Below are 21492 nucleotides of genomic sequence, written 5' to 3'. Positions count from 1 at the left end.
CTTCACAGCTTTCAATTCATGTCAAAGGAGACTCGTTGTCAAGCCCTCACGGGTTAAGCGGCTTGAACCTCTGATCGTAGAGCATTGACGTAGCTTTCATGTGGCGTTCTGTAATTCAATATTTTTCTAGGATAATCATTCATCCATCGTTATATACGTAAGCATTGTGCTTCTGAGACTCGACCAATCGGCTTCCCTTTGGAAATGAAACGACGAATGAATTTATGCTGGTTCTCACTTGTTTGCCGTTCAAACGATGCATAGGGCTGCCTAAAATAGATGTCTAAAGTATCCTTTAAGGGCTCATAAAGTCCTGCAAACACAGAACCATTATCAGACGTTATCGTTTTAAATAGTATAGAGAATGTATGACCTGATCGTTTTTTTAGGTCACGAATCGCCTGATTAACCGATTCCTAATCATTTCCATTTACTTTTAAGATGATTTCAAATCTGATCTGTCATTCAGCCAAAGTGAGAAAAATAGCATCGGCCGTTTCTTTTAGCCAGAAACCATTGATTTCCGAAATAACTTTTCCAGTAAATCAATGGTTTTCGTTCTCATAATTCCTCTATCTATCCAGCCATAAAGCGTGGTTCTACAACGGATAATGGGAGCATCGAACAATTCATGTCTCTAAGCATAACCGACCACCGATCAGGGGACCATTTATCATTTAGCATTTTATCGTCAGCCCATTCTATGAAAGCACCTGTAGACGCCCATTTTGGCCGCCGGCCACAGTTTAATCGATGTTTATCATAGGCGGCTTGAGAAGCATCGTATACATCGTCATAATAATCGTAGATCTTACCGTTTTGTTTTTGACGTCTTAGTTGAGTAACGGTTCCGCGCTGGATTTCGTTATTGATGGTCTGAGGGACTCGCCCGATGACATCAGCAATACGCCTGTTGGAGTAGTCTTCCTTCTTTAACACAGCAATTTGAACCTTCTAAGCACATGATAAGTGTTTTCCTTTATGTGCTAATGTGGTATCGTTAGAGTGCGTCATGTGAATTCATCCTGTCTATTGAGAGTTAGTGGTAACTTCAATATAACATGAAATTCATATGGTGTTTTTTTGTGTTAGCCTTGGTGGCTAACTTCACTATAAAATCCAGTGTTATTCGACTTTATAGAAGATTATTAAAAGTTATTCCTGAATAATTCATAGCTCTATAATTTAAGCTGGTTTCTTGAATAAATTAATCGTTCTTGGAAAAATTGGGAATTTTTCTACAAAATAGTGCGTTCTCGAAGTAGATTTTAACTAAATGAACCTTCTTACGATTCTCTTGTTTGTTTGAAGGCATACTTCTCCCTTGTAGACGATTGATTCAAAAAAATAACGTGATAACTGATTTAAATCCATTGACTGGATCGCCGTAGGCGCTCGAAGACCCTATAGAATTCAGTTTGATACACATGATAACTCGACAATTTTAGATAGGCTCGTCTGCCTGTTTGCACAAGTTTGCCAGCGACTTTAAGGAATGTTAGTCGGATGGAATGAATAGTCATCCCTTGGTTCTTTTTATCAAAGCCGATAGTCTTTAGACAGTTGATGAGGTTGTATGCAAGCAGACTAATCATCATTCTGACATGATTTTCTAAGAAGCGTGGACTATCTGTTTTATCGAAATAAAAGCCACCTTTCGCTTCTTTGATGAAATTCTCCATTGTCCCTCGCTTGCCGTAAAGAGAAAATATAACTTGAGGCGATACGTTATCTGACAGATTGGTCACAATGAATGCGTGTTGAAAGAGGAGTTCTCCTGCTTCACGGATTGATCGAATACAGACACGACGGGGTTTCGACCATGATTGTGCTTGATAAGGCATTGAAAAATACTGAACTTCCCGATCTTCCCATTTTTGGTTATCCCCGTAAAGAACGGATTGCTCAGCTAATTGACTTAACCTCCGATTGTTCTTTAATCGGATCACATACTGACTTTCATTTTCTTCACAAGACTCATACACCTCTGGTGTTGCGAAGCCGCTGTCCCCACGAACCAATATGTCAGTATTCGGTATGGATTCATTGTAGTGGTGTAACAATGGGTCGATAAAGGCTTTCACCCCTTTAGATGTGTACTGATTACCTGAACGCAGTTCAGCTTTTAAGAAATCTCCAGTCAGTCCGTCAAAGGTAACTAATGGGTGGTAGCCGTAGGTTTGATAATGTGCATTATAATCTGTTTGTTCTTGATGGCCAAAGGTATCTGAATGAGTGGAATCGAGATCAATGATTAACTCGGTGTCATTGCGAATCAAACGCGCTTTATCAATGAGCGACTGATTTAATGATTGTAATTGACCCACATTTTCCGTGGTGAAACGATCCAGAAACCGTGAAATTAACGATTGTGAGGCTAATTGTTTTCTGCCTAACACCATTTGAAAGACTGGATCCTGTCGTAACAGATTAGCTGACGAGTCTGCAGAATAACCAGCAATCAGTTGCATAATGAGCTGTTCTAATATCGCTAAATTATCATGCGTGTAGTAAGCACGGTTATCTTTAATGTCCAGAAGTGATTTTGCCAAATCAGAAAACTTGAAGGTATCCATTACTTCTTTAACTAAGACTAAACCCGAATCACTCGATAAACGACCACCTGTATGCGAAATGATGATGTTTGAATTGAATTTTACCTGGTTTTTGTGTAAGCTAATCATGAAGAGAACTCCTTGTATGGTTGGTTTAGACACCTTTACCATATCAGAATGGGGTTCTTTTTTCATCACTTAACAGGTGAAAATGAAAAAGTAAATTTAAGCTGCCGTTAAGCAGTTGGCACATGTTTCAACGAAAAGTATGAATTGTTCAGGTTATTAAAAGTTTTTAAAATATTCTCTTCTTCCTCTTAGCATATACTTAATCGAATTAAATAAATTCATATGTTTATTAAATTTACTTCTTTTTCTTATAGCAAATTGAATAACTAATAACACTGAAATCTTCTTACCCATTGCAGCAAATGAAGCACCTCTGCTAATAAAGTAGTCCTTATTAAATCCTTCAAACCAGGAAGAGTTTTCAATGTGTAAATCTGCTATTTTTATAGGAACATATTTAATCTTTAATCCTTTTTTTAGACATTCTATTAAGAAAATGTTTTCTTCCCCCATAGAATAGATAGCTCCGGCACCAAAAAGCTCGTTAAATGTTATATTTTTCTCGATAATACTCTTTCTTTTAAACGCTATCTCAACTGACGAGACTTTCATACTATTAAAAAAATTTATGTTTTTAGAATTACTAGAATACTTCTTGAATTTTTTTTCAATTCCTTCTACTTGAAAAACTAAAACATCAGCCTCTGCATGTGATTCAAATTGGATCTTAATTAGCTCTGAATAATTATCGACGTACTCTAAATCATCATCTGCTAGTAAACAAATTTCACTAAATGAATTATATAAAGCTATGTTTCTACTTTTACTTAATCCTTTACCTGTAACGTTTATCCACTTAATGTAATTTCCTTGATAATCGAATTCATCGATTTGATTACCGTTAGTTTGATTCACAACAATCGTATCGGAACTTATCTTCATCTCATTAAGTAAATTATAGTTTCTTTGATTCATTGTAGATAAGAGTACTTGCATGTTCATACAGTGAAACTCCTTTCTTACTATCCCAAAATCATTGTATTAACTTGTTTCTTCTATTATACATACTAGTATTATAAAATTTAAATATAATTAAAGTATAAGAAGCTTCAACGAGTACTCTCAGCTTTTTCCCAAAAAGGTTTGGATTTACCAGTTAATATTCGATAGACTCCAACCCACTGAGCAATTATTGTAACTGTATAATAGTAAATCAAAGTTAAATATTTGTTTTGTGATTTTGTAACTGCACGTAATAGTGCTAGTAAATAAAACAGAGTTTGCCCTAAAAATGCAACTGAATATATCCACGATTCCCTAATCAGCAGAGCACTTGATACTAAAATCAAAAGATGTGATATCCAAAGCAAATATCTACAAGTTCTGTGTCCAAAATAAAAGTAAGAAAACCAACCATACTTGAATACATTCAGTATCCTGATGTCAGGTATAATATGCTTAAGAATAATCCGGTTCATTCTTACTTTTCGACCGAATTCATCTTCTATAACTTCTCCAGCCTTCTCATAAGCGATTGCATCATGGTTCGCTATTGCTCTTTTACCTTCAAGTGCATACAACGGAGGCATTGCACTATCGTGGCATTGAATAGGATTGAAGTCATAGTAGTCTTTTGTTCTACATGCATATAAAGCTCCATTACCAGCTGTAATGGTTTGTATTCTTCCTTCAATTTCTCTTGCTGCTAAATCACTATCCCAGTAATTTGCTTCAGCGTTACTTACGTCACTTGCTTTCTGATTCACAATTGAAAGCTGTCCAGAAACATATACAATATCATCCGATGTAAAAGCAGCCATCAACTCTTTAACTGCATTCGTATCCATCATTGAATTTGCATCTGTCATCACAAGATACTCGGTCACTACTGTTTTTTGTGCTTCATTCTGTGCATTAGTTTTCCCCATACGGGCTTTAACTTCATAAAGTCTTATATTATATTCAGAATGACTGGCTATAAAATTCTTTACAATTTCATTAGTTTTATCAGTGCTATTATCTGATGATATTAAAAATTCAATCTTCTCTTTAGGGTAATCAAGTTCTATGATATTATGAAGTTTTTCTAGTATTACTTTTTCTTCATTATGAGCTACAACCATAACTGTAACTTTCGGTTGATGATTATAATCTTTCTGTAGCTTTCTGGATTTATAAATCTTACCAATGTATTTTAATGATGATTGGTATCCTATCATTGCCCAATAAATTATAAAGGCACTAATATAAAATAATAGTTTAAAAAACAAGTTCATTCACTATTCTCCTCATATTTAAAGATTGATTCTCTTTGCTGGCACACCAAAATACGTTCCAGGCTCTGTAATATCATTTATAACTAATGCTCCCGCTCCGATTTGACAGCCAGAGCAGATTGAAATATTATTGCTCACTACACTACCTGTACCTATCCAATTATTCTTGCCCACTTTTACAGTACCAGCGAGACTTACTCTGGGAGAAATGTGTACAAATTCCTCGATTATATTATCGTGATCGATGTTGGAACTTGTATTGATGATACATCCTTTACCTATACGCGTTGAGCTATTAATCACTACGCCCGCCATCACTGCAGAACCTATTTCAATCTCAACATCCGTACCAATTGAGGCATTTGGATGAATGAGTGTGGCTATCGATAACCCTTCTTTGACTAACATTTCTTGAACCTTTTTTCTTGTTGCATTATCTCCGATAGCTACGAAAAAATCAGCTATATCCTTATACTTTAAAGCATCTTTTGTCTTACCAATGACGTTCAGTCCCATAGACATATTCTTTGTCGCATCATCATCTAGAAATGCAATGCTCGTCCATCTATTTAGTTTCAATGCAATGTCTGCGATAACTTTTCCGTGCCCGCTTGCACCAATAATCAATAGTTTATTTTTCATTATCGGTAAACGTCCTTCCTAAACAACTAGTTATTATATGCTTCATCAGTGCCTTCAAACTTTTCCATTGTAACAGAAGTATCTGAACTGATCCCCTCTTTAACAAAGACTTTTTTTAAAGTTAATCGAATGATCCGACAATCGTCAATGAAACTAACGTTATCGACATACTCAACATCTAACTTGAATTTCTCTTCCCAGCTTATTTCATTGCGGCCGTTCACTTGGGCATGGCCAGACAAACCAGGTCTCACCTCATGCCGCCTCTTTTGATGATTATTATAAAGCTCCAAATATTGAATCAGTAAGGGTCTTGGCCCTACAATGCTCATGTCACCTTTTATTATATTGAACAACTCTGGAAGTTCATCTAGTGATGTTGCTCTGAGTGTTTTACCAAAACTTGTCATTCTTACAGAATCCGGTAATAAGTCACCCTTCTCGTCTGTTTCATCGGTCATGGTTCTAAATTTATACATTGTAAAAATCTTCTCATTGAGGCCAGGCCTTTTTTGTTTAAATAGTACAGGACTGCCTAGTTTAACTCTTACTAATATAGCTACAACTAGTAATACAGGAGATAAAGCCGTTACTGAAGCTAAAGATAAAATTAAATCCATCGGTCTTTTTATAAATTTCCTATATACGCCTTTGTTCACTTTGATATTTTCTCCCATATTACATCCACAATCCCTTAATGATCTCACAAATTCTCTCGAGATCTTCATCTGTCATTTTAGTATCTGAAGGTAAGCAGACACCATCCTCATAAAGCTTTTCACTTACGTCTGATCCAACATAATCATACTCTTCAAAGAACGGTTGCATGTGCATCGGTTTCCATACGGGTCTGGATTCAATGTTTTCTTTTTCAAGTGCTTCCATGACATCTATAGGTCTGACTTCACCATTTAAAGTCATGACACTTAACCAAAAGTTAGGTTCATTCCAGTCATTGACAGGCATAAACTCTACACCATCTAAGTCACCTAACTCTTTTTTGTAATAATCAAAGATGTACTTCTTTTTAGCCACTCTACGGTCAAGTACTTTCAGCTGACCTCTACCGATTCCGGCTACCACATTACTCATGCGGTAATTAAAGCCAAGTTCACTGTGCTGGTAATGTCTCGCTGTATCTCGCGATTGAGTCGACCAGAATCTTACCTTATCAATTTTTTCTTCATCATCAGAGACCAGCATGCCGCCCCCGGATGTTGTAATGATTTTATTTCCGTTGAATGAAAATATTCCATACTTTCCGAACGTTCCTGTGTGTTTGCCTTTGTAATAAGCCCCTAGAGATTCCGCAGCGTCCTCTATGACTGGAACATTATGCTGATCGCAAATCTCCATGATCTTATCCATATCTGCAGAAAATCCATATAAATGAACCACGATTACAGCTTTAACGCGCTCACCGTATTTTTCAAAAGCTTCTTTCAAAGCATTAGTATCCATGTTCCATGTTTCATAATTACTATCAATGAATACTGGTGTAGCATTCTGATAAATGATTGGATTGGCAGACGCAGAAAATGTAAGGGTTGGACATAAAACGATATCTCCTTCTCCTACGCCCGCTGCTTTTAATGCTAAATGAATAGCGCCTGTGCCAGAAATAAGTGCTGCTGCATGTTTAGAACCTACTTTTTCAGCCAGCTCATTTTCAAATTTATTTACATTGGGTCCTAATGGTGCAACCCAGTTCGTATCAAAAGCTTCTTGCACATATTGCTGCTCGTAGCCTTCTTTACTCATATGTGGAGAAGCTAACCAGATTTTTTTATTTTCTGCTGTCATATTCGTCACCCTGCCTTAAGTATGTGTTTTACTATTATCTATATCACTATGTATAGAATGGCCCCAACTACTTAGCGTAGTCAAAGCCATTACCCTTACGCATAGACCATTTCAGTTTCTTCGTTTGTTTCTGGTTCTTCAAGTTTGATCTTATTATTAGCGAACGCCACTAGCTGTTCTTTCAGTTCTTCGTCAGAAAGTCGTTCTAATCGTCTAACAAAATTCAGAACATCATTAAGCGGTGTATTAGTGACTTTACCAATAAATATTTTCTCATAGACTTGTTTTCTCGTGTTCTCGCTCTTACTTAAAAGTTCTTCATAAAGTTTCTCACCGGGACGGATACCCGATTCCGTGATCTTGATGTCTTTATTCTTCGCTCCACTGAGTTGAATCATCTGCTTTGCTAAATCAACGATTTTGACGGGTTCACCCATGTCTAAGACGAAGATTTCTCCTCCACGAGCTAATGATCCTGCTTGGAGCACTAAACGGCTGGCTTCTGGGATCGTCATGAAGTAACGGGTCATACGGAAGTCTGTGACTGTTATCGGACCGCCTTTTTTGATCTGATCTTTGAAGACGGGGATCACACTACCACGACTGCCTAGGACGTTACCGAAACGTACAGCTACGAAGTTGGTTTTACCTTCTTCATTCAGTCCAGTCACGATCATTTCTGCAATTCGTTTCGTTGCGCCCATGACGTTCGGCGGGTTAACGGCCTTGTCCGTTGAAACCATAACAAAACTCTGGACGCCGGCTGCCTTAGCCCCTTCAGCCATATTCTTCGTTCCGTAAACGTTGTTCTTAACGGCCTCTGTTGGATTATACTCCATCAGAGGGACATGCTTGTGCGCGGCCGCATGATAGACGCGGTCCGGTTTGTACTGAGCCATGATTTTAAAAATACGGTCACGGTCCTGAATGTCTGCGATAACAGGAACTAGATCGATCTCGTTCTTATCCGCGAAAGGCTTCAGTTCTCGGTTGATCAAGTAGATGGAATTTTCTCCGTGTCCTAATAAAAGGATTCGCTTAGGTGAGAAACGAATAATTTGACGGCAAATTTCCGAACCGATCGATCCGCCAGCTCCAGAAACGAGAATCGTTTGACCGGATAGCTGGGTCGCGATTTTTTCCATATCCAGTTTCACTTCGTCACGACCAAGTAAGTCGGTGACATCGATCTCTTTGAATTCATTGACTTCATACGTGCCTTGAACCATATCTTCCACTGAGGGCATCTGGTTTACTTTGATGTCTGTCTCGTTACAATAAGAGACGATACGTTCTAAGTTTTTAGAAGAAATTGACGGGATAGCGATCGTCACCTGGTCGACATCATAGGTATCGATCAGTTTTTCGATATCTTTAGTCTTCCCAAGTACCGGCACGCCGAATACGGTGGTATTTTTCTTATTGTCGTCGTCGTCCACAATACCAACGAATTCAATAGCCGGATCGTGCTGAAGGTTTCGGATGAAAAGTCCGCCGCCCTCGCCCGCACCGACAATCAAGGTACGAAGTTTCGTGACGTCTTTATTTCCATTCAGCTTTTCTTTCTTCATACGGTGTTCCATAATGATCCGCCAACCGACACGGCTTGCCGGGATGATCATGACTGCTAGAAGATACCACAAGAAGAGGAAACGCATGCTGAGCGGTGCAAAGAGCATCGTGACGATATCACTGACCACAAAGGCAAAGGTCACGACTAAGGCATGCACGATCGTTTCTTTGATACTAGTATAGCGGTTGATTTTATCAAAAAGTCTAAAGTAAAAAGATAGTGCTATGTAGACCCCTGTGCTTACCAGCAGGGACGTGACCATCGGCTGTGCATCCAGGCCAACGAGCGGACTCAGGAACAAATAGGAAAAGAGAGCCGTCAGATAAAAGACCGTCAAGTCCAGTGTGATTAATGTGATGCGTTTCATTGTCCGATTCATGTCTGTTTCCACTCCTATGTTTAATTTATACTAGTTGAACCACTTCGATAAAAATGATTTTTTGATGCTAGATGTATCTGCTGGGATGACTTGGTCACCATTGAGTAAATCTTTCGTCGCCTGGTGAAACTCATGGCGTTTACTGCGTCCATAATCTTTTGCCAGCAGGTCATACGCTTCTTTCATATGAAAGGTTCTGTTTGTCGTGTTATGTGCATCCGAGGCAATAAAATGGACTAGATTCGCTTCGATCAATTGTTTGGAAAGTTTTTCGATTTTCTTTCCGAATCCACCTGTGTAGCTGGCTGCTGTCAACTGTGCAAGAGCACCCTTATCGACCAAGTTCTTCAAACGATTAGGGTGTTCGACAAGTTCATGATTACGTTCAGGATGAACGATGATCGGTGTCTTACCCTGATTCTGCAGGTCGTAAAAAAGACGTTCTGCATAAGTCGGAACTGTTTCAGTCGGGAACTCGATCAACACGTATTGTTTCTGTTCATCCACGAAAAGGATTTTATTATCTTCCATGTCTTTTAAGATCTCACCGTACAGCCTGACTTCTTGACCAGGAAAAATAGTCAAGTCGATGTGACGACGGTCAAGTTCGGCCTGCAGTTCTTTGACTAAAGGCATCACCTTCTGCTTGTCGTTCATCCAACTGCGGTTCATGTGATGAGGCGTGGCTAAGATGTGTGTGATACCTTCTTCTACGGCAGCTTCAGCCATGGCGATGGAATCATCCGTTGTCTTCGCCCCATCATCGATACCGGGTAATATATGGCAATGTAAATCAAACATAGCTAGCACTCCCCACATACTTCTATTTTATTCACCGTAATAGTAATAATAGCTGTCGTCAGATTTATCTACGCGGTTGAGTACAGCCCCCAAGACATTCGCTTTTACTTTTTCAAGCAAGTCTTTTGCTTTGTGGACTTCCTCTTTACTTGCCTGCCCCTGAGGAATAACAAAGAGGACACCATCTGTTTTTGTTGACATGACTTGAGCATCCGTTACCGCTAGGACAGGCGGCATGTCAAAGATGATCATATCAAAATAATCGAGCATCTGCTGCTTCACTTCTTCCATCCGTTTGGAAGATAAGAGTTCAGCCGGATTAGGTGGAATCGCACCACTCGTTAAAATATATAAACCATCAGTGTGCGTACGGTAGACAACATCTTCTACATGTGTCAATTTATCCGTCAACAGAGTGGTCAACCCATCTGTGTTACGTACTTTAAATGTTTTATGTACCGTAGGCTTTCTTAAGTCAGCATCTACCAGCAAAACCCGTTTATCTTCTGAGGCAAAGGTTGCGGCTAGATTTGCTGCGATCGTTGATTTGCCAGAACTTGGTCCTGCAGATGTCACGACAACTGTTTTAATCGTTTCATCAATCATCGAAAACTGGATATTTGTACGTATTGTCCGGAACTGTTCAGAAACGACCGATGAGGGCTTGTTTACAACGACCAGTCCAGGACGTTCTGTATTATTCATTTCTTTTTTTCGTTTAAATAACATGATTAACTCCCCTCCTACACACGCGAACGAGCGCTTCTAGACTCTGTTGATCGCTGCGGTAATGCCTGTCTGCCGTCAGATCTCAATTCATCTGGTGTCATTTCTGAAATACGTCCCAAGCTTGTCCATCCAAGTTCTTCAACGATAAACTTCTCATCTTTAACAGTGTTATCCAGAAATTCGAATAAGAATGCTAATCCAACGCCAATCATTCCACCTAGTACTAAACCAATGGCTATATTCAAAACATTATTGGGAGAGATAGGTGTAATGTTTGGTGTTCCTTCAGAGATCACTGTTACGTTATCGACATTCATGATCTCATCCAGGTTATCCTGGAAAACAGACGCTGTTGTATTTGCGATCGTTGCAGCATCATAAGGATTCGTGTCTGTTACTCGAATAGAAAATACCTGAGAGTTGTTTTCGCTGGAAATGGATATTTTATTTGATAAGGCAGAGTGTGTTAACTCTAACTCTAAATCTTCTCTTACTTCATCCAGAATGACTGGACCTTTAAGGATATCTTTATATGTATTAATTAATTGTACATTCGTGTTGATATCAGACTGCTGAATGACCTCGGTCTGTTGCGTACGGTTTACGAGTAACTGCGTAGTTGAACTGTATTCAGGTACTGCAATAAAAAACGTGTAAAGCGCTGCTAATAGAACGCCAAGTAATGTAGCATTCACGATCCATGCCATTCTTTTCTTTACAATGTCGAACAACTCGACTAAGCTGATTTCTTCTTCCATTAGATCCTCCTGATGTTAAATAACATTGATTATTTTTTCACAAAATGTATCTATACTTTGTATAACAATTTCAATAGTACCATAGACCGGTAGATTGTTTTAAGTGAATTTAAAAAGTTATAAATTTTATAAGTCTCACTAGACAAATTTCAGACAAAATTGTAATTGCTTTCATAGATTATTGGTATTTTTTAAACTTTTTAGCAAAAAATTATCTTCAAAGTTTCCTAAAGAAACTTTGAAGATTTTTATGATCATCCTTAAATGTGACAAATCATTAAAACGCTGGATACGATATAGTATTTATGTCTAATTGTTGTTGTATAAATCTCTTGTATAAACTTTTTCTTTAACATCTTTGATATCCTCTGTAATTCTGTTAGCGATAATAATATCCACTTCTTCCTTGAATGATTCTATATCATTATTCACTCTTGAATTATAGAAAGTATCTTCTTGAAGGACAGGTTCATAGACTATCACTTCAATCCCTTTTGCTTTGATGCGTTTCATGACTCCTTGGATTGCACTCTGACGGAAATTGTCAGATCCGGATTTCATAACCAAGCGGTAAATCCCGACTTTCTTAGGATTCTTGGCAATGACCTGTTCCGAAATGAAATCTTTACGTGTACGGTTAGCATCTACGATAGCCTGAATAAGATTATTAGGTACCTTATCATAGTTTGCTAGTAATTGTTTGGTATCTTTTGGAAGACAATAGCCGCCATAACCAAATGAGGGATTATTGTAGTGGTCACCGATACGTGGGTCTAATGAAACGCCATCGATGATCGATTGAGTATCCAGGCCATGTACTTCTGCATAAGAATCCAGCTCGTTGAAGTAAGCCACACGTAAAGCTAAGTACGTATTGGCAAACAGTTTAACAGCTTCTGCTTCTGTTGATGCCATTAACAGGACCGGTGTATCTTTATCTTTTGCACCTTCTAACAACAGGTCCGCAAATGTCTGGGCCTCTTCTGTTGTTCCACCGATAATGATACGGCTCGGGTGCAGATTGTCATACAAGGCATTGCCTTCACGTAGAAACTCAGGTGAAAAAATAATCTTATCTGTCTCATACTTTTGACGGATGCTTTCAGTATAGCCAACAGGCACCGTTGATTTGATAATCATGACGGCTTCAGGTGCATAATTCATGACATCTTCAATGACAGTTTCAACTAGGGATGTATCGAAATAGTTCGTCTTTGGATCATAGTTCGTTGGAGCTGCAATCACTACAAATTTTGGATTGTTTCCGTACGCTACCTTTTTGTCAGTCGTTGCTTCAAGGTCCAGGTCTTTGTTCGCTAAGTACTCGGATAATTCTTTATCGACGATCGGCGATTTTTTATCGTTCACCAAGTCGACTTTCTCTTGTATGACGTCAATGGCTTTCACTGTGTTGTTCTGTGCCAGCAAAACGGCATTTGATAAGCCAACATAGCCTAAGCCTACAACTGTGATGTTCATATACTTCATTCCTCTCTTTGTTCATTCATCTTTTCAAGTTTACCATGTTGAAATATTTATCACAATATAAAATAAAAGAGCGCTCCATGTAGAAGCACTCCTTCAGCTTTATAGTTCTAGCTCTTTCTGCAGATACTCTTGCACCCGTGTGATTTCTTCTTCAGGGATGATTTCGTAATAGACGCCATCGATCATCGTGCCGCTGCCTGACAGCTGGATTTGCTCCACATTATCTACGGCACCGCGGTATTTGTTGAACATGTCCACCATATCGTCGAAGGACATGTTGGTCTTCATCGAACTGCTCATCGATTCCAGGATGGAACTGTAATTGCGCACAGAATCGAGTGTGGCTATTTTCTGCATCGTGGCCTCAATGACCTGCCGCTGTCTGTGCTGGCGTCCGTAGTCCCCTTCCGGATCCTCGTAACGCATACGTGAATAGGACAGAGCCTCGGCCCCCGACAGTTGTGTTTCCTCACCTTCGACAAATGAGTTCCCTGAATGACTGAAGGTGAGAAGCGGTATGATGGTGATCCCACCGATAGCATCGATAATGGTCTGCATGCCTTCCATGTTGACAGAAATGTAGTAGTCGACCGGGATGTCAAAGAGGTTCTGGACCGTATTGACTGCCATGCTGGTCCCGCCAAAGGCATAGGCGTGATTGATCTTGTCTTTTTCATTCCGTCCGACGATCTCCGTGTAGGTATCTCTGGGGATACTGACGATGCTCGTTTTTTCGGTGTTCGGGTTGACCGTCACCAGCATCATGGTATCCGACCGTCCCGTGTATTCCCGGTTAAAGTCGCCAGTGTCGACCCCCATGATGAGAACCGAGAAGGGGTCCGCTCCTTCATCCACCACAAGAGGTTTGTTCAGCCGGCTCTCATGCGGTTCCTGCTCTACGACCGGTTCGTACATGACTTCTGTCGTGCTTTTCACATCATCATACACACGCCAGACGACATAGCCGCCCACGGCTGTAATAAGTACGAGCAGGCCCAGTACGATACTTAATACGATTTTTGTGACTGACTTTTTCTTTTTCGATCTGTGATTATGTGTCCGGTTTGACTGCTCATCCATTTTGCCCCAACTCTCTTAGCTGTTCTTTATTAATCCTTATATTTTTTGGTTTATGATCATATTAATCTCTATTATATCACGAAACCCTCTTCATAATTTAGAAATATAAGAACGATTCTCCAGTTGATTCATTCTTATACACTAAAAAAGCCCCTAAATACATCAAGGACTTCTCTACAATTATATTTCCAGTTCTGCTTTCAAATCATTCTGAACACGACTGATCTCTTCATCTGGTATAATTTCATAATAAACACCATTCATCATTGTGCCGCTTCCAGAAAGTTGATCTTGTTCGATTTCTTTCGCCGCTCCGCGGTAGTTACTGAACAGATCCTGCATCTCACTGAAACTCATATTGGTTTTCATCGTATTGCCCATGGTTCCAAGGATATCCCGGTAATTCACGATCGAATCGACCGATGCGACACTTTTCATTGCTCCTTCTATGATCTGACGCTGACGCAGCTGACGCCCATAATCACCGTTGGGGTCTTTTTTACGCATGCGGGTATAAGCCAGGGCTTTTTCGCCATCCATATGCGTTGGTTCTCCCTCTGTAAACTGATACTCGCCTTGAGTGAATGACAGTGGGGGTGTGACTGTAATGCCACCGACAGCATCGACCATCTGCTGCATGCTTTCCATATTCACAGATAAATAATAATCCACAGGGACATCCAATAGGTTTTGAACCGAATCCATCGCCATACTGGCTTTTCCGAAGGCATGCGCATGATTGATCTTGTCTTTTGTTCCTCTGCCAACGATCTCTGTGTACGTGTCTCTAGGAATACTCAAAATACTCGTTTTTTCCGTATTGGGATTCACGGTCACCAGCATCATCGTATCTGATCGTCCATACTCGACATTGTCACCATCATTATCTATACCCATTAAGAGCACTGTAAATGCATCTTCGCCACTGTTGACATCAACGGGTTTATCTTGCCGAGACGCGTGTTCTTCGCGGTCTTCCGCCCCTTCATACATATCATCCGTCGTGCTTTGCAGGTCACTCCATACTTGCCAGCCAACGTATCCGCCGCCAGCTACTAGGATCAACAAGAAGAATAGAGTGGTTTTCAATAGGATCTTACTGACTGTTTTCTTTTTTTTTGGTTTGTTTCTCTCAGAACGTGTCTGCTTAGTCATAACATTTCCAACTTTCCGGTTTATAAATACTTTATACATTATACCAGAAGTTTATTAACTTTAATCTTATACTTTGTGACTTTTTTATAAATTATTTTCTTTTTCCAGAATATCGCTTAATGCTTTTTTCCAGTGAGGGATATCATATCCAGTTTTGACGGATTTGGATAAATCAAGTACAGAATGCATAGGCCGTTCAGCCTTTTGGGGGTAATCTTTTGACTCGATCGGTTTAACTGCTACAGCTTCATCCTTTAGAATTCCTTTCGCAAACTCATACCACGAACACGTTCCTTCATTTGATAAGTGGTACGTCCCGTATTCCTGTTCTGTTTCTACGAGATGGATCATAAACTCACTTAATGTACGTGTCCAGGTTGGTCGGCCGATCTGATCACTGATGATTGTCAGCTCGTCTCTGTCTTTAGCCAGCTTTTTCATCGTGTAAACAAAATTGGACCCGAATTCTCCAAACACCCATGATGTGCGGATGATATAATACTTTTTCAATGTTTCCTGGACGACTTTCTCTCCAGCCAGTTTTGCCTTGCCGTATTCGTTGATCGGGTTTGGCTGATCATCTACTTTATACATTTCCTCCGATTTCCCATCAAAGACATAGTCTGTACTGATATAAACGAAAGGTATGTCCTTGTTTTTACATGTCTCTGCCACATGACGCGTTCCTTCTACGTTCACTACCCAGTTTAATTCTGTTTCTTCTTCAGCTTTATCCACTGCTGTATAGGCTGCGCAATGAAATACGACAGTGGGTTTATCTTTGCTTATTACTTTTTCAACTTTATCTTTATCCAGGATATCCATTTCAGACGCACCGTATGCTGTATATGGCACTTTTATTTCAGTAAGATATTTTTGTAGTTCTTGACCTAACTGCCCCGTTGCTCCAGTGATCAATGCTTTCATATTCTACTCCTTCTTTCTTTTAAGCTGTAAAAAAAGAGCCGCATTATGCTGACTCTTTTTTGATTCTACAATTGTGCTCTTTCTTTCAGTGGACGCCACCAGTCTTCGTTTTTCTGATACCAGTCGATTGTTTCTTCGATGCCTGTGTCAAATGTGTATTCCGGCTTCCATCCCAATTCATTCTCCAGCTTCGTTGGATCGATAGCATAGCGTTTGTCATGGCCTAGACGGTCATCCACGTATGTAATAAGATTTTTTGATACTGCGAGCTTATCTACGATCAGATTAACGATATCATTATTGGTGCGTTCGTTATGTCCGCCCACATTAAATACCTCACCGCTTTTTCCGTTTTTCATCACCAGATGGATCGCCTGGCAGTGATCTTTGACATGCAGCCAGTCTCTGATGTTCTCTCCATCACCATAGATTGGCAGCTGCTTTCCATCCATTGCATTGGTGATCATCAAAGGAATAAGTTTTTCAGGAAAATGATACGGGCCATAATTATTTGAACAACGGGTGATATTGACGTTCATTCCATATGTTTCATTATAAGAACGAACAAGCATATCCGCACTGGCCTTACTTGCTGAATAAGGGCTGTTCGGCGCTAAAGGAGTTTCTTCAGTGAAATACCCTTCTGGTCCCAGGCTTCCGTATACTTCATCTGTTGAGACCTGGACAAATTTTTTAATACCGAACTGTTTGGCACAGTTTAAAAGATTGAGGGTCCCTTTAACATTGGTTTCGATAAACACATCAGGATTCAGAATACTTCTATCTACATGTGATTCAGCAGCGAAATTAACGATGTGTGTAATTCTATGTTCTTTGATCAAGTGACTGACTAATTCAGTATTCGTGATGTTTCCCTTAACTAAATGATACCGGTCATTCTGTTCGATATCATCTAGATTATGGACATTCCCGGCATAAGTAAGAAGATCCAAGTTCACTACATTCGCTTCTTTTTCATTATCTAAAATGTAGTGAACAAAGTTACTTCCGATGAACCCGGCTCCCCCAGTTACAAGTATATTCATTATGTTTTATCCTCCCATACAAACGGATTATCCCATTCGTCTAATGTCGGATGCTGTTTGTCTTTATCCGATAAGATTGCTTTTTGGCTGTCGATCGTCCAGTCGATACCCAGTGATGGATCGTTGAACATGATTCCACCGTCATGTTCGGCAGAATAAGACTCATCCACTTTGTACTGAACATTACAGTTGGGCGTCAGTGTCACAAATCCGTGAGCAAATCCTTTAGGAACAAGTAACTGCCGATGATTATATTCACTTAGAATGAACCCTTCCCACTGTCCGTATGTCGGAGAGCCTTTTCTCAGATCCACTATGACATCATAAATGACACCTGTCGTTGCACGAATCAGTTTTGTCTGTGATTTAGGAGGCACTTGAAAATGCAAGCCTCTCAAAACTCCCGGTTCAACTGACAGGGAATGGTTGTCCTGAATAAAAGAATTTTCTATACCATGTTCAATAAAACGTTTTTGATTATAACTTTCTGTAAAGAAGCCTCGATGATCACCGTGGACATCTGTTTCAACGATTTTTGCATCTTTTAGCGTTGTTTCAATTACTTTCATAAGTCTCTCCTTTACTCCCCATCAACTAGACGCAGCAGGTACTGGCCATATTCATTTTTCTTTAATGGCTGTGCCAGCTCTTTGAGTTGTTTTGAGCTGATATACCCCATGCGCCAGGAGATTTCTTCCAGGCAAGCGATTTTCATGTTCTGACGTTTCTCGACCGTTTCGATAAACTGACCGGCTTCAAGGAGGGATTCATGCGTTCCTGTATCCAGCCAGGCGAAGCCACGGCCGAGAAGTTCTACTTCAAGTTCTCCTTTATCTAGATAAGCCTGATTGATATCTGTGATCTCCAGCTCACCGCGTTCAGATGGTTTGATCTGCTTGGCTATTTCTACAACTTGATTATCATAGAAATACAGTCCTGTGACAGCATATGAACTTTTAGGTTTTTCAGGTTTTTCTTCGATCGATACCGCCTGTTTATTATCATCAAATTCAACGACCCCAAAGCGTTCAGGATCAGACACATGATAACCGAATACCGTGGCCCCTTTTTCTTTTGCCGCCGCACGCTGCAGCATCTTAGATAACCCGCCACCGTAATAGATATTGTCTCCTAAAACTAAGCAGACAGGCTCATCCTGAATAAAGTCTTCTCCAATAATGAACGCCTGAGCCAAGCCTTCCGGTTTCTCCTGAACAGCATATTCTAAAGAGAGTCCTAAATCAGAGCCATCCCCTAGAAGTTCTTCAAAGCGAGGAGTATCCTCTGGTGTTGAAATAATCAATACTTCCTTTATTCCTGCCAGCATTAAGACCGATAAGGGATAATAGATCATGGGTTTATCATATATCGGCATGAGCTGTTTGGATACAGCTTTCGTTAAGGGGTACAGACGTGTGCCGCTGCCCCCTGCAAGAATGATACCTTTCATAGAGTTATATCCTTTCTGTGTGTCACGTTTATTTATTCCATTAGGTCTAATTTTAATATACTGAAAGTACTTTGACAACTTATTTTCTTGTAAAGACTTTCATGATAATAGAAACAAAGCTCTTAAAAGAAAAGAGCAGAAAGCCAACTGCCCACTACTCTTCACTCTTATTTTGCTGTCATTAATTCTTTCATTCCAACGTACGTTCTCTTGACATCTGATTTTTTGAATAACAGATAAACAAGGTAACTTACTCCATAAATCGCTACTGTCCACCAGGAATCAATATACCATCCCGACAGGATGAAAATCATAGTGAGTGCGATTTCCAGGATAAAATCCTTAGTCAAGCTGATATTCAGTTTACTGGACAGGAAGACTTCCGCAATGATAGCTCTTACCATCTGGCCTAATAAAATGGTCAAAACAGCGAGGTTTAAATTATGCCAGATAACTGTCGTAAATATAGTGAACACAGCACTTACTGCAACGGTTATAGCATTTAAGTGCAGCATTTTTTTCTCGTAACGCAATGTCTTCAAATACGTATTGATAAGCAATGTTATTCTTCCTTCATAAATGACCATAGGGAACAAGAGAGCCATGTATAACAGTGATTCGGCATATTCCGGCAGCCAAGCAGCCAGAATGACTCTTGCCGGATAATAGAAAATCAGGAAGGACAGTGATACGATCATCAGAAAGTTCCTCATGATTTCATATATATTAGGGAGCTTTTCTCTGCTCGTTCGCCGAAGGATCGGATATACGACGACACCGATACCTGTAATAAAGACCATCATGAAATGCGAAATACTTAATGTCAAAGATACACGACCAAATGTTTCCACATCCCATGCCCGTTCGATCCCGAACCGGACGATACCTATAATCAATTTACTCGCCAGATTGGCCAGCATAAGTTTGATCCCTACATTGATGTTACTCCATGATTCTTTTAGATCCAGTGAAAAATTAGAGAATCTCTGAAATACGAATTCTTTACAGACATACATACCATAAACTAATGAGACTACTTTTGAGAGAATATCAGCCGCAATCATTAAATGATAATCTCGGCTTCCGAATAATAGTAACAGGAGTACGGTAGCTATAAACAGGATACGGTCAGTGACCATGATCGCTGCATACTTTTTGATCCGGTTGGTCGCCTGAAGGGTAAATAAGAACATATATCGGACGTTTAAGATCACCATATCCAGTGCGATCATACGTAAGATGAATACACGATCTGGACCGTCCACAAAGAAACCGGCAGATAAAGCGACAACTGCAGCGAAAACCAGCTGCATAACACCTAATTGGATAAACTGTGAGAAAAACTTCGGTTTATCAAGAGACTCATAATTTTCTCCACCATATCTTAAGTAAATACCGTCATTCCATCCAAAATGGAAGAACCCTACATAGGTGGAATAAAACATATACAGCTGCCAGTAACCATAGTCCTGCACTCCGATCAACTTGGGTACGATAAGGGTGACTAGTGTCGATACCAACAGCGTGATGAGGTTTGAAGAAAAGGTATAAGAGAAATTCTTCAAAAAATTTAAAACTTTACTATTCATAACTATCCTTCTATCTATAAGATGTTTTCAAAAAAGAAAGGAATCAGTAACCTTCCCGGGGCGATACGGTGAACCAAATCTAAAAACAGCCAGACAAAAACAGATCCCAAAACCATTGCATTAAACAGTATATTGGGCGTGCGTCTGATGATGTGCTGAGAAGCTTTCGCACAGACAACATAGGTGATCAGGAGCAGACTGCGCATCAGTCGGTAAAATTGAACGTTTACTAGATATAATGGGAAAATCATAAGCATACTGACATTGATCCAGAATATGATGTTTGAAACAATCAATTCACGTCTAATCGTTCGCTCTTCGAAAAACTCCGGATCATTCGGCAAAGCATTCAGTTCCCTCCCATAATACTTATTATGGATGATCTTCCTGGACCAGAAAGCTAAAAATACACTGGATCCGTGCATGATAGTGGGGATCAGAAACCCAAAATTCGTTCGTGTGGTTAAATACGTTTCGATATCTTCATTATTTACAGCATCGATAATCAACTGTTGAAAAGGTATCTCATTCCCATTTAGTAGTATGATCAGACTCAGCATCAGTGCGGCAATGACTAAACGTTTGATCCATTTGTTATGCTGTTTTCCATTTACCAGTAAAAGTGGTGCATAAAACACAAAAGAATAATGGAAACTGATGGAGATCAGCCAGACGAGGAAAAATTTCAGTTTATCTTTCCATAGTGACGTTTCAAGAAAATGCAGGCCACTCAGCAAGACAGTGAGTGCGATCCAGTTTCTGTATTGTTCAGAATCAATAATAATTGCATACAACATGTATAGAACGAGTATGTAATTGACGTTGACCTGATACCGTTTGATGACATATTTATAAAGCAGGCCGATACATGCTGCGATAACGATCAGTCTGAACAGCGGGAACGGGATACCCAAAAAATTCCCAATGGTTATTAGTATCGCATAGCCAACCTGATTGCCGTGCAGTAATCCCCGGTCCAGCACAGAGTAGTAGTTTCTGTAATAATTATCATAGTCCGCCTGGAATGAATAGAAAGGCCCAGCCCCTGACATTATAAAGAAAATAAAAAGCAATGTCAGAACGACCAGGATCTGGTTCGATCGTTTCTTTAATGCGTAATAGCCATTGGTCAGAACAACTGTTAAATATAGAAATAATGTCATTCTTTCCCC

The 21492-nt window shown here is 39.7% G+C and carries 19 protein-coding genes and 1 pseudogene; all 20 read right to left on the bottom strand.

Translation table 11 applies throughout. The features are described 5' to 3' along the window. Positions 1-53 precede the first annotated feature (53 nt). A pseudogene (locus tag BMX84_RS12825) lies at positions 54-1014 on the bottom strand (IS30 family transposase). A 350-nt stretch (positions 1015-1364) separates the two neighbouring features. Then, positions 1365-2684, bottom strand: coding sequence for an IS1380 family transposase (locus BMX84_RS01420; protein WP_091486373.1), 1320 nt, complete (start codon positions 2682-2684; stop codon positions 1365-1367). 156 nt (positions 2685-2840) lie between these two features. After that, the gene (locus BMX84_RS01415) at positions 2841-3626 is read right to left on the bottom strand and encodes a glycosyltransferase family A protein (protein WP_091486371.1); all 786 of its coding nucleotides are present in this window, start codon (positions 3624-3626) and stop codon (positions 2841-2843) included. 107 nt (positions 3627-3733) lie between these two features. Further along, positions 3734-4900, bottom strand: coding sequence for a glycosyltransferase (locus tag BMX84_RS01410; RefSeq protein ID WP_091486368.1), 1167 nt, complete (start codon positions 4898-4900; stop codon positions 3734-3736). 18 nt (positions 4901-4918) lie between these two features. Next, positions 4919-5542, bottom strand: coding sequence for an acetyltransferase (locus BMX84_RS01405; protein ID WP_091486366.1), 624 nt, complete (start codon positions 5540-5542; stop codon positions 4919-4921). A gap of 26 nt (positions 5543-5568) precedes the next feature. Next, the gene (locus tag BMX84_RS01400; RefSeq protein WP_143058651.1) at positions 5569-6219 is read right to left on the bottom strand and encodes a sugar transferase; all 651 of its coding nucleotides are present in this window, start codon (positions 6217-6219) and stop codon (positions 5569-5571) included. A 1-nt stretch (position 6220) separates the two neighbouring features. Further along, on the bottom strand, positions 6221-7345 hold the full coding sequence (locus BMX84_RS01395) for a DegT/DnrJ/EryC1/StrS family aminotransferase (RefSeq protein ID WP_091486363.1): 1125 nt from the start codon (positions 7343-7345) through the stop codon (positions 6221-6223). Between the two features lie 95 nt (positions 7346-7440). Continuing rightward, positions 7441-9297, bottom strand: a complete 1857-nt coding sequence (locus BMX84_RS01390; RefSeq protein WP_091486361.1) for a polysaccharide biosynthesis protein — start codon at positions 9295-9297, stop codon at positions 7441-7443. A 30-nt stretch (positions 9298-9327) separates the two neighbouring features. Further along, complete coding sequence (locus tag BMX84_RS01385) at positions 9328-10098, bottom strand: tyrosine-protein phosphatase (protein WP_091486357.1); 771 nt, start codon at positions 10096-10098, stop codon at positions 9328-9330. A 27-nt stretch (positions 10099-10125) separates the two neighbouring features. Beyond that, positions 10126-10827 carry a CpsD/CapB family tyrosine-protein kinase gene (locus BMX84_RS01380; protein ID WP_091486354.1) on the bottom strand — a complete coding sequence of 234 codons (702 nt, stop codon included), beginning with the start codon at positions 10825-10827 and terminating at the stop codon, positions 10126-10128. A gap of 14 nt (positions 10828-10841) precedes the next feature. Further along, positions 10842-11585, bottom strand: coding sequence for a YveK family protein (locus tag BMX84_RS01375; RefSeq protein ID WP_091486351.1), 744 nt, complete (start codon positions 11583-11585; stop codon positions 10842-10844). A 309-nt stretch (positions 11586-11894) separates the two neighbouring features. After that, positions 11895-13064 (bottom strand): nucleotide sugar dehydrogenase, encoded by a 1170-nt coding sequence (locus tag BMX84_RS01370; RefSeq protein WP_091486349.1) that lies wholly within the window; start codon positions 13062-13064, stop codon positions 11895-11897. A 108-nt stretch (positions 13065-13172) separates the two neighbouring features. Next, on the bottom strand, positions 13173-14153 hold the full coding sequence (locus BMX84_RS01365) for an LCP family glycopolymer transferase (protein ID WP_091486346.1): 981 nt from the start codon (positions 14151-14153) through the stop codon (positions 13173-13175). A gap of 180 nt (positions 14154-14333) precedes the next feature. Continuing rightward, the gene (locus BMX84_RS01360) at positions 14334-15308 is read right to left on the bottom strand and encodes an LCP family glycopolymer transferase (protein ID WP_091486344.1); all 975 of its coding nucleotides are present in this window, start codon (positions 15306-15308) and stop codon (positions 14334-14336) included. Between the two features lie 84 nt (positions 15309-15392). Continuing rightward, a complete protein-coding gene (gene rfbD, locus BMX84_RS01355) occupies positions 15393-16235 on the bottom strand; it encodes a dTDP-4-dehydrorhamnose reductase (protein ID WP_091486341.1) in 843 nt (280 codons plus the stop codon). 65 nt (positions 16236-16300) lie between these two features. Beyond that, on the bottom strand, positions 16301-17281 hold the full coding sequence (rfbB, locus tag BMX84_RS01350; RefSeq protein ID WP_091486339.1) for a dTDP-glucose 4,6-dehydratase: 981 nt from the start codon (positions 17279-17281) through the stop codon (positions 16301-16303). Continuing rightward, positions 17281-17850, bottom strand: coding sequence for a dTDP-4-dehydrorhamnose 3,5-epimerase (rfbC, locus tag BMX84_RS01345; protein ID WP_091486336.1), 570 nt, complete (start codon positions 17848-17850; stop codon positions 17281-17283). The genes rfbB and rfbC overlap by 1 nt, the downstream gene beginning before the upstream one ends. An 11-nt stretch (positions 17851-17861) precedes the next feature. Continuing rightward, a complete protein-coding gene (gene rfbA / locus BMX84_RS01340; RefSeq protein ID WP_091486334.1) occupies positions 17862-18731 on the bottom strand; it encodes a glucose-1-phosphate thymidylyltransferase RfbA in 870 nt (289 codons plus the stop codon). Between the two features lie 167 nt (positions 18732-18898). Continuing rightward, the gene (locus tag BMX84_RS01335) at positions 18899-20320 is read right to left on the bottom strand and encodes an oligosaccharide flippase family protein (RefSeq protein WP_091486331.1); all 1422 of its coding nucleotides are present in this window, start codon (positions 20318-20320) and stop codon (positions 18899-18901) included. Positions 20321-20334: 14 nt separating this feature from the next. Next, a complete protein-coding gene (locus BMX84_RS01330; RefSeq protein ID WP_091486329.1) occupies positions 20335-21483 on the bottom strand; it encodes an EpsG family protein in 1149 nt (382 codons plus the stop codon). Between the last annotated feature and the right edge of the window lie 9 nt (positions 21484-21492).

Source organism: Alkalibacterium putridalgicola, from assembly GCF_900109825.1.
In the GTDB taxonomy this organism is placed as follows: Bacteria; Bacillota; Bacilli; order Lactobacillales; family Carnobacteriaceae_A; genus Alkalibacterium; species Alkalibacterium putridalgicola.
The sequence above is the reverse complement of the archived record's forward strand: the minus strand, read 5'-3'. Positions and strand labels throughout refer to the sequence as shown.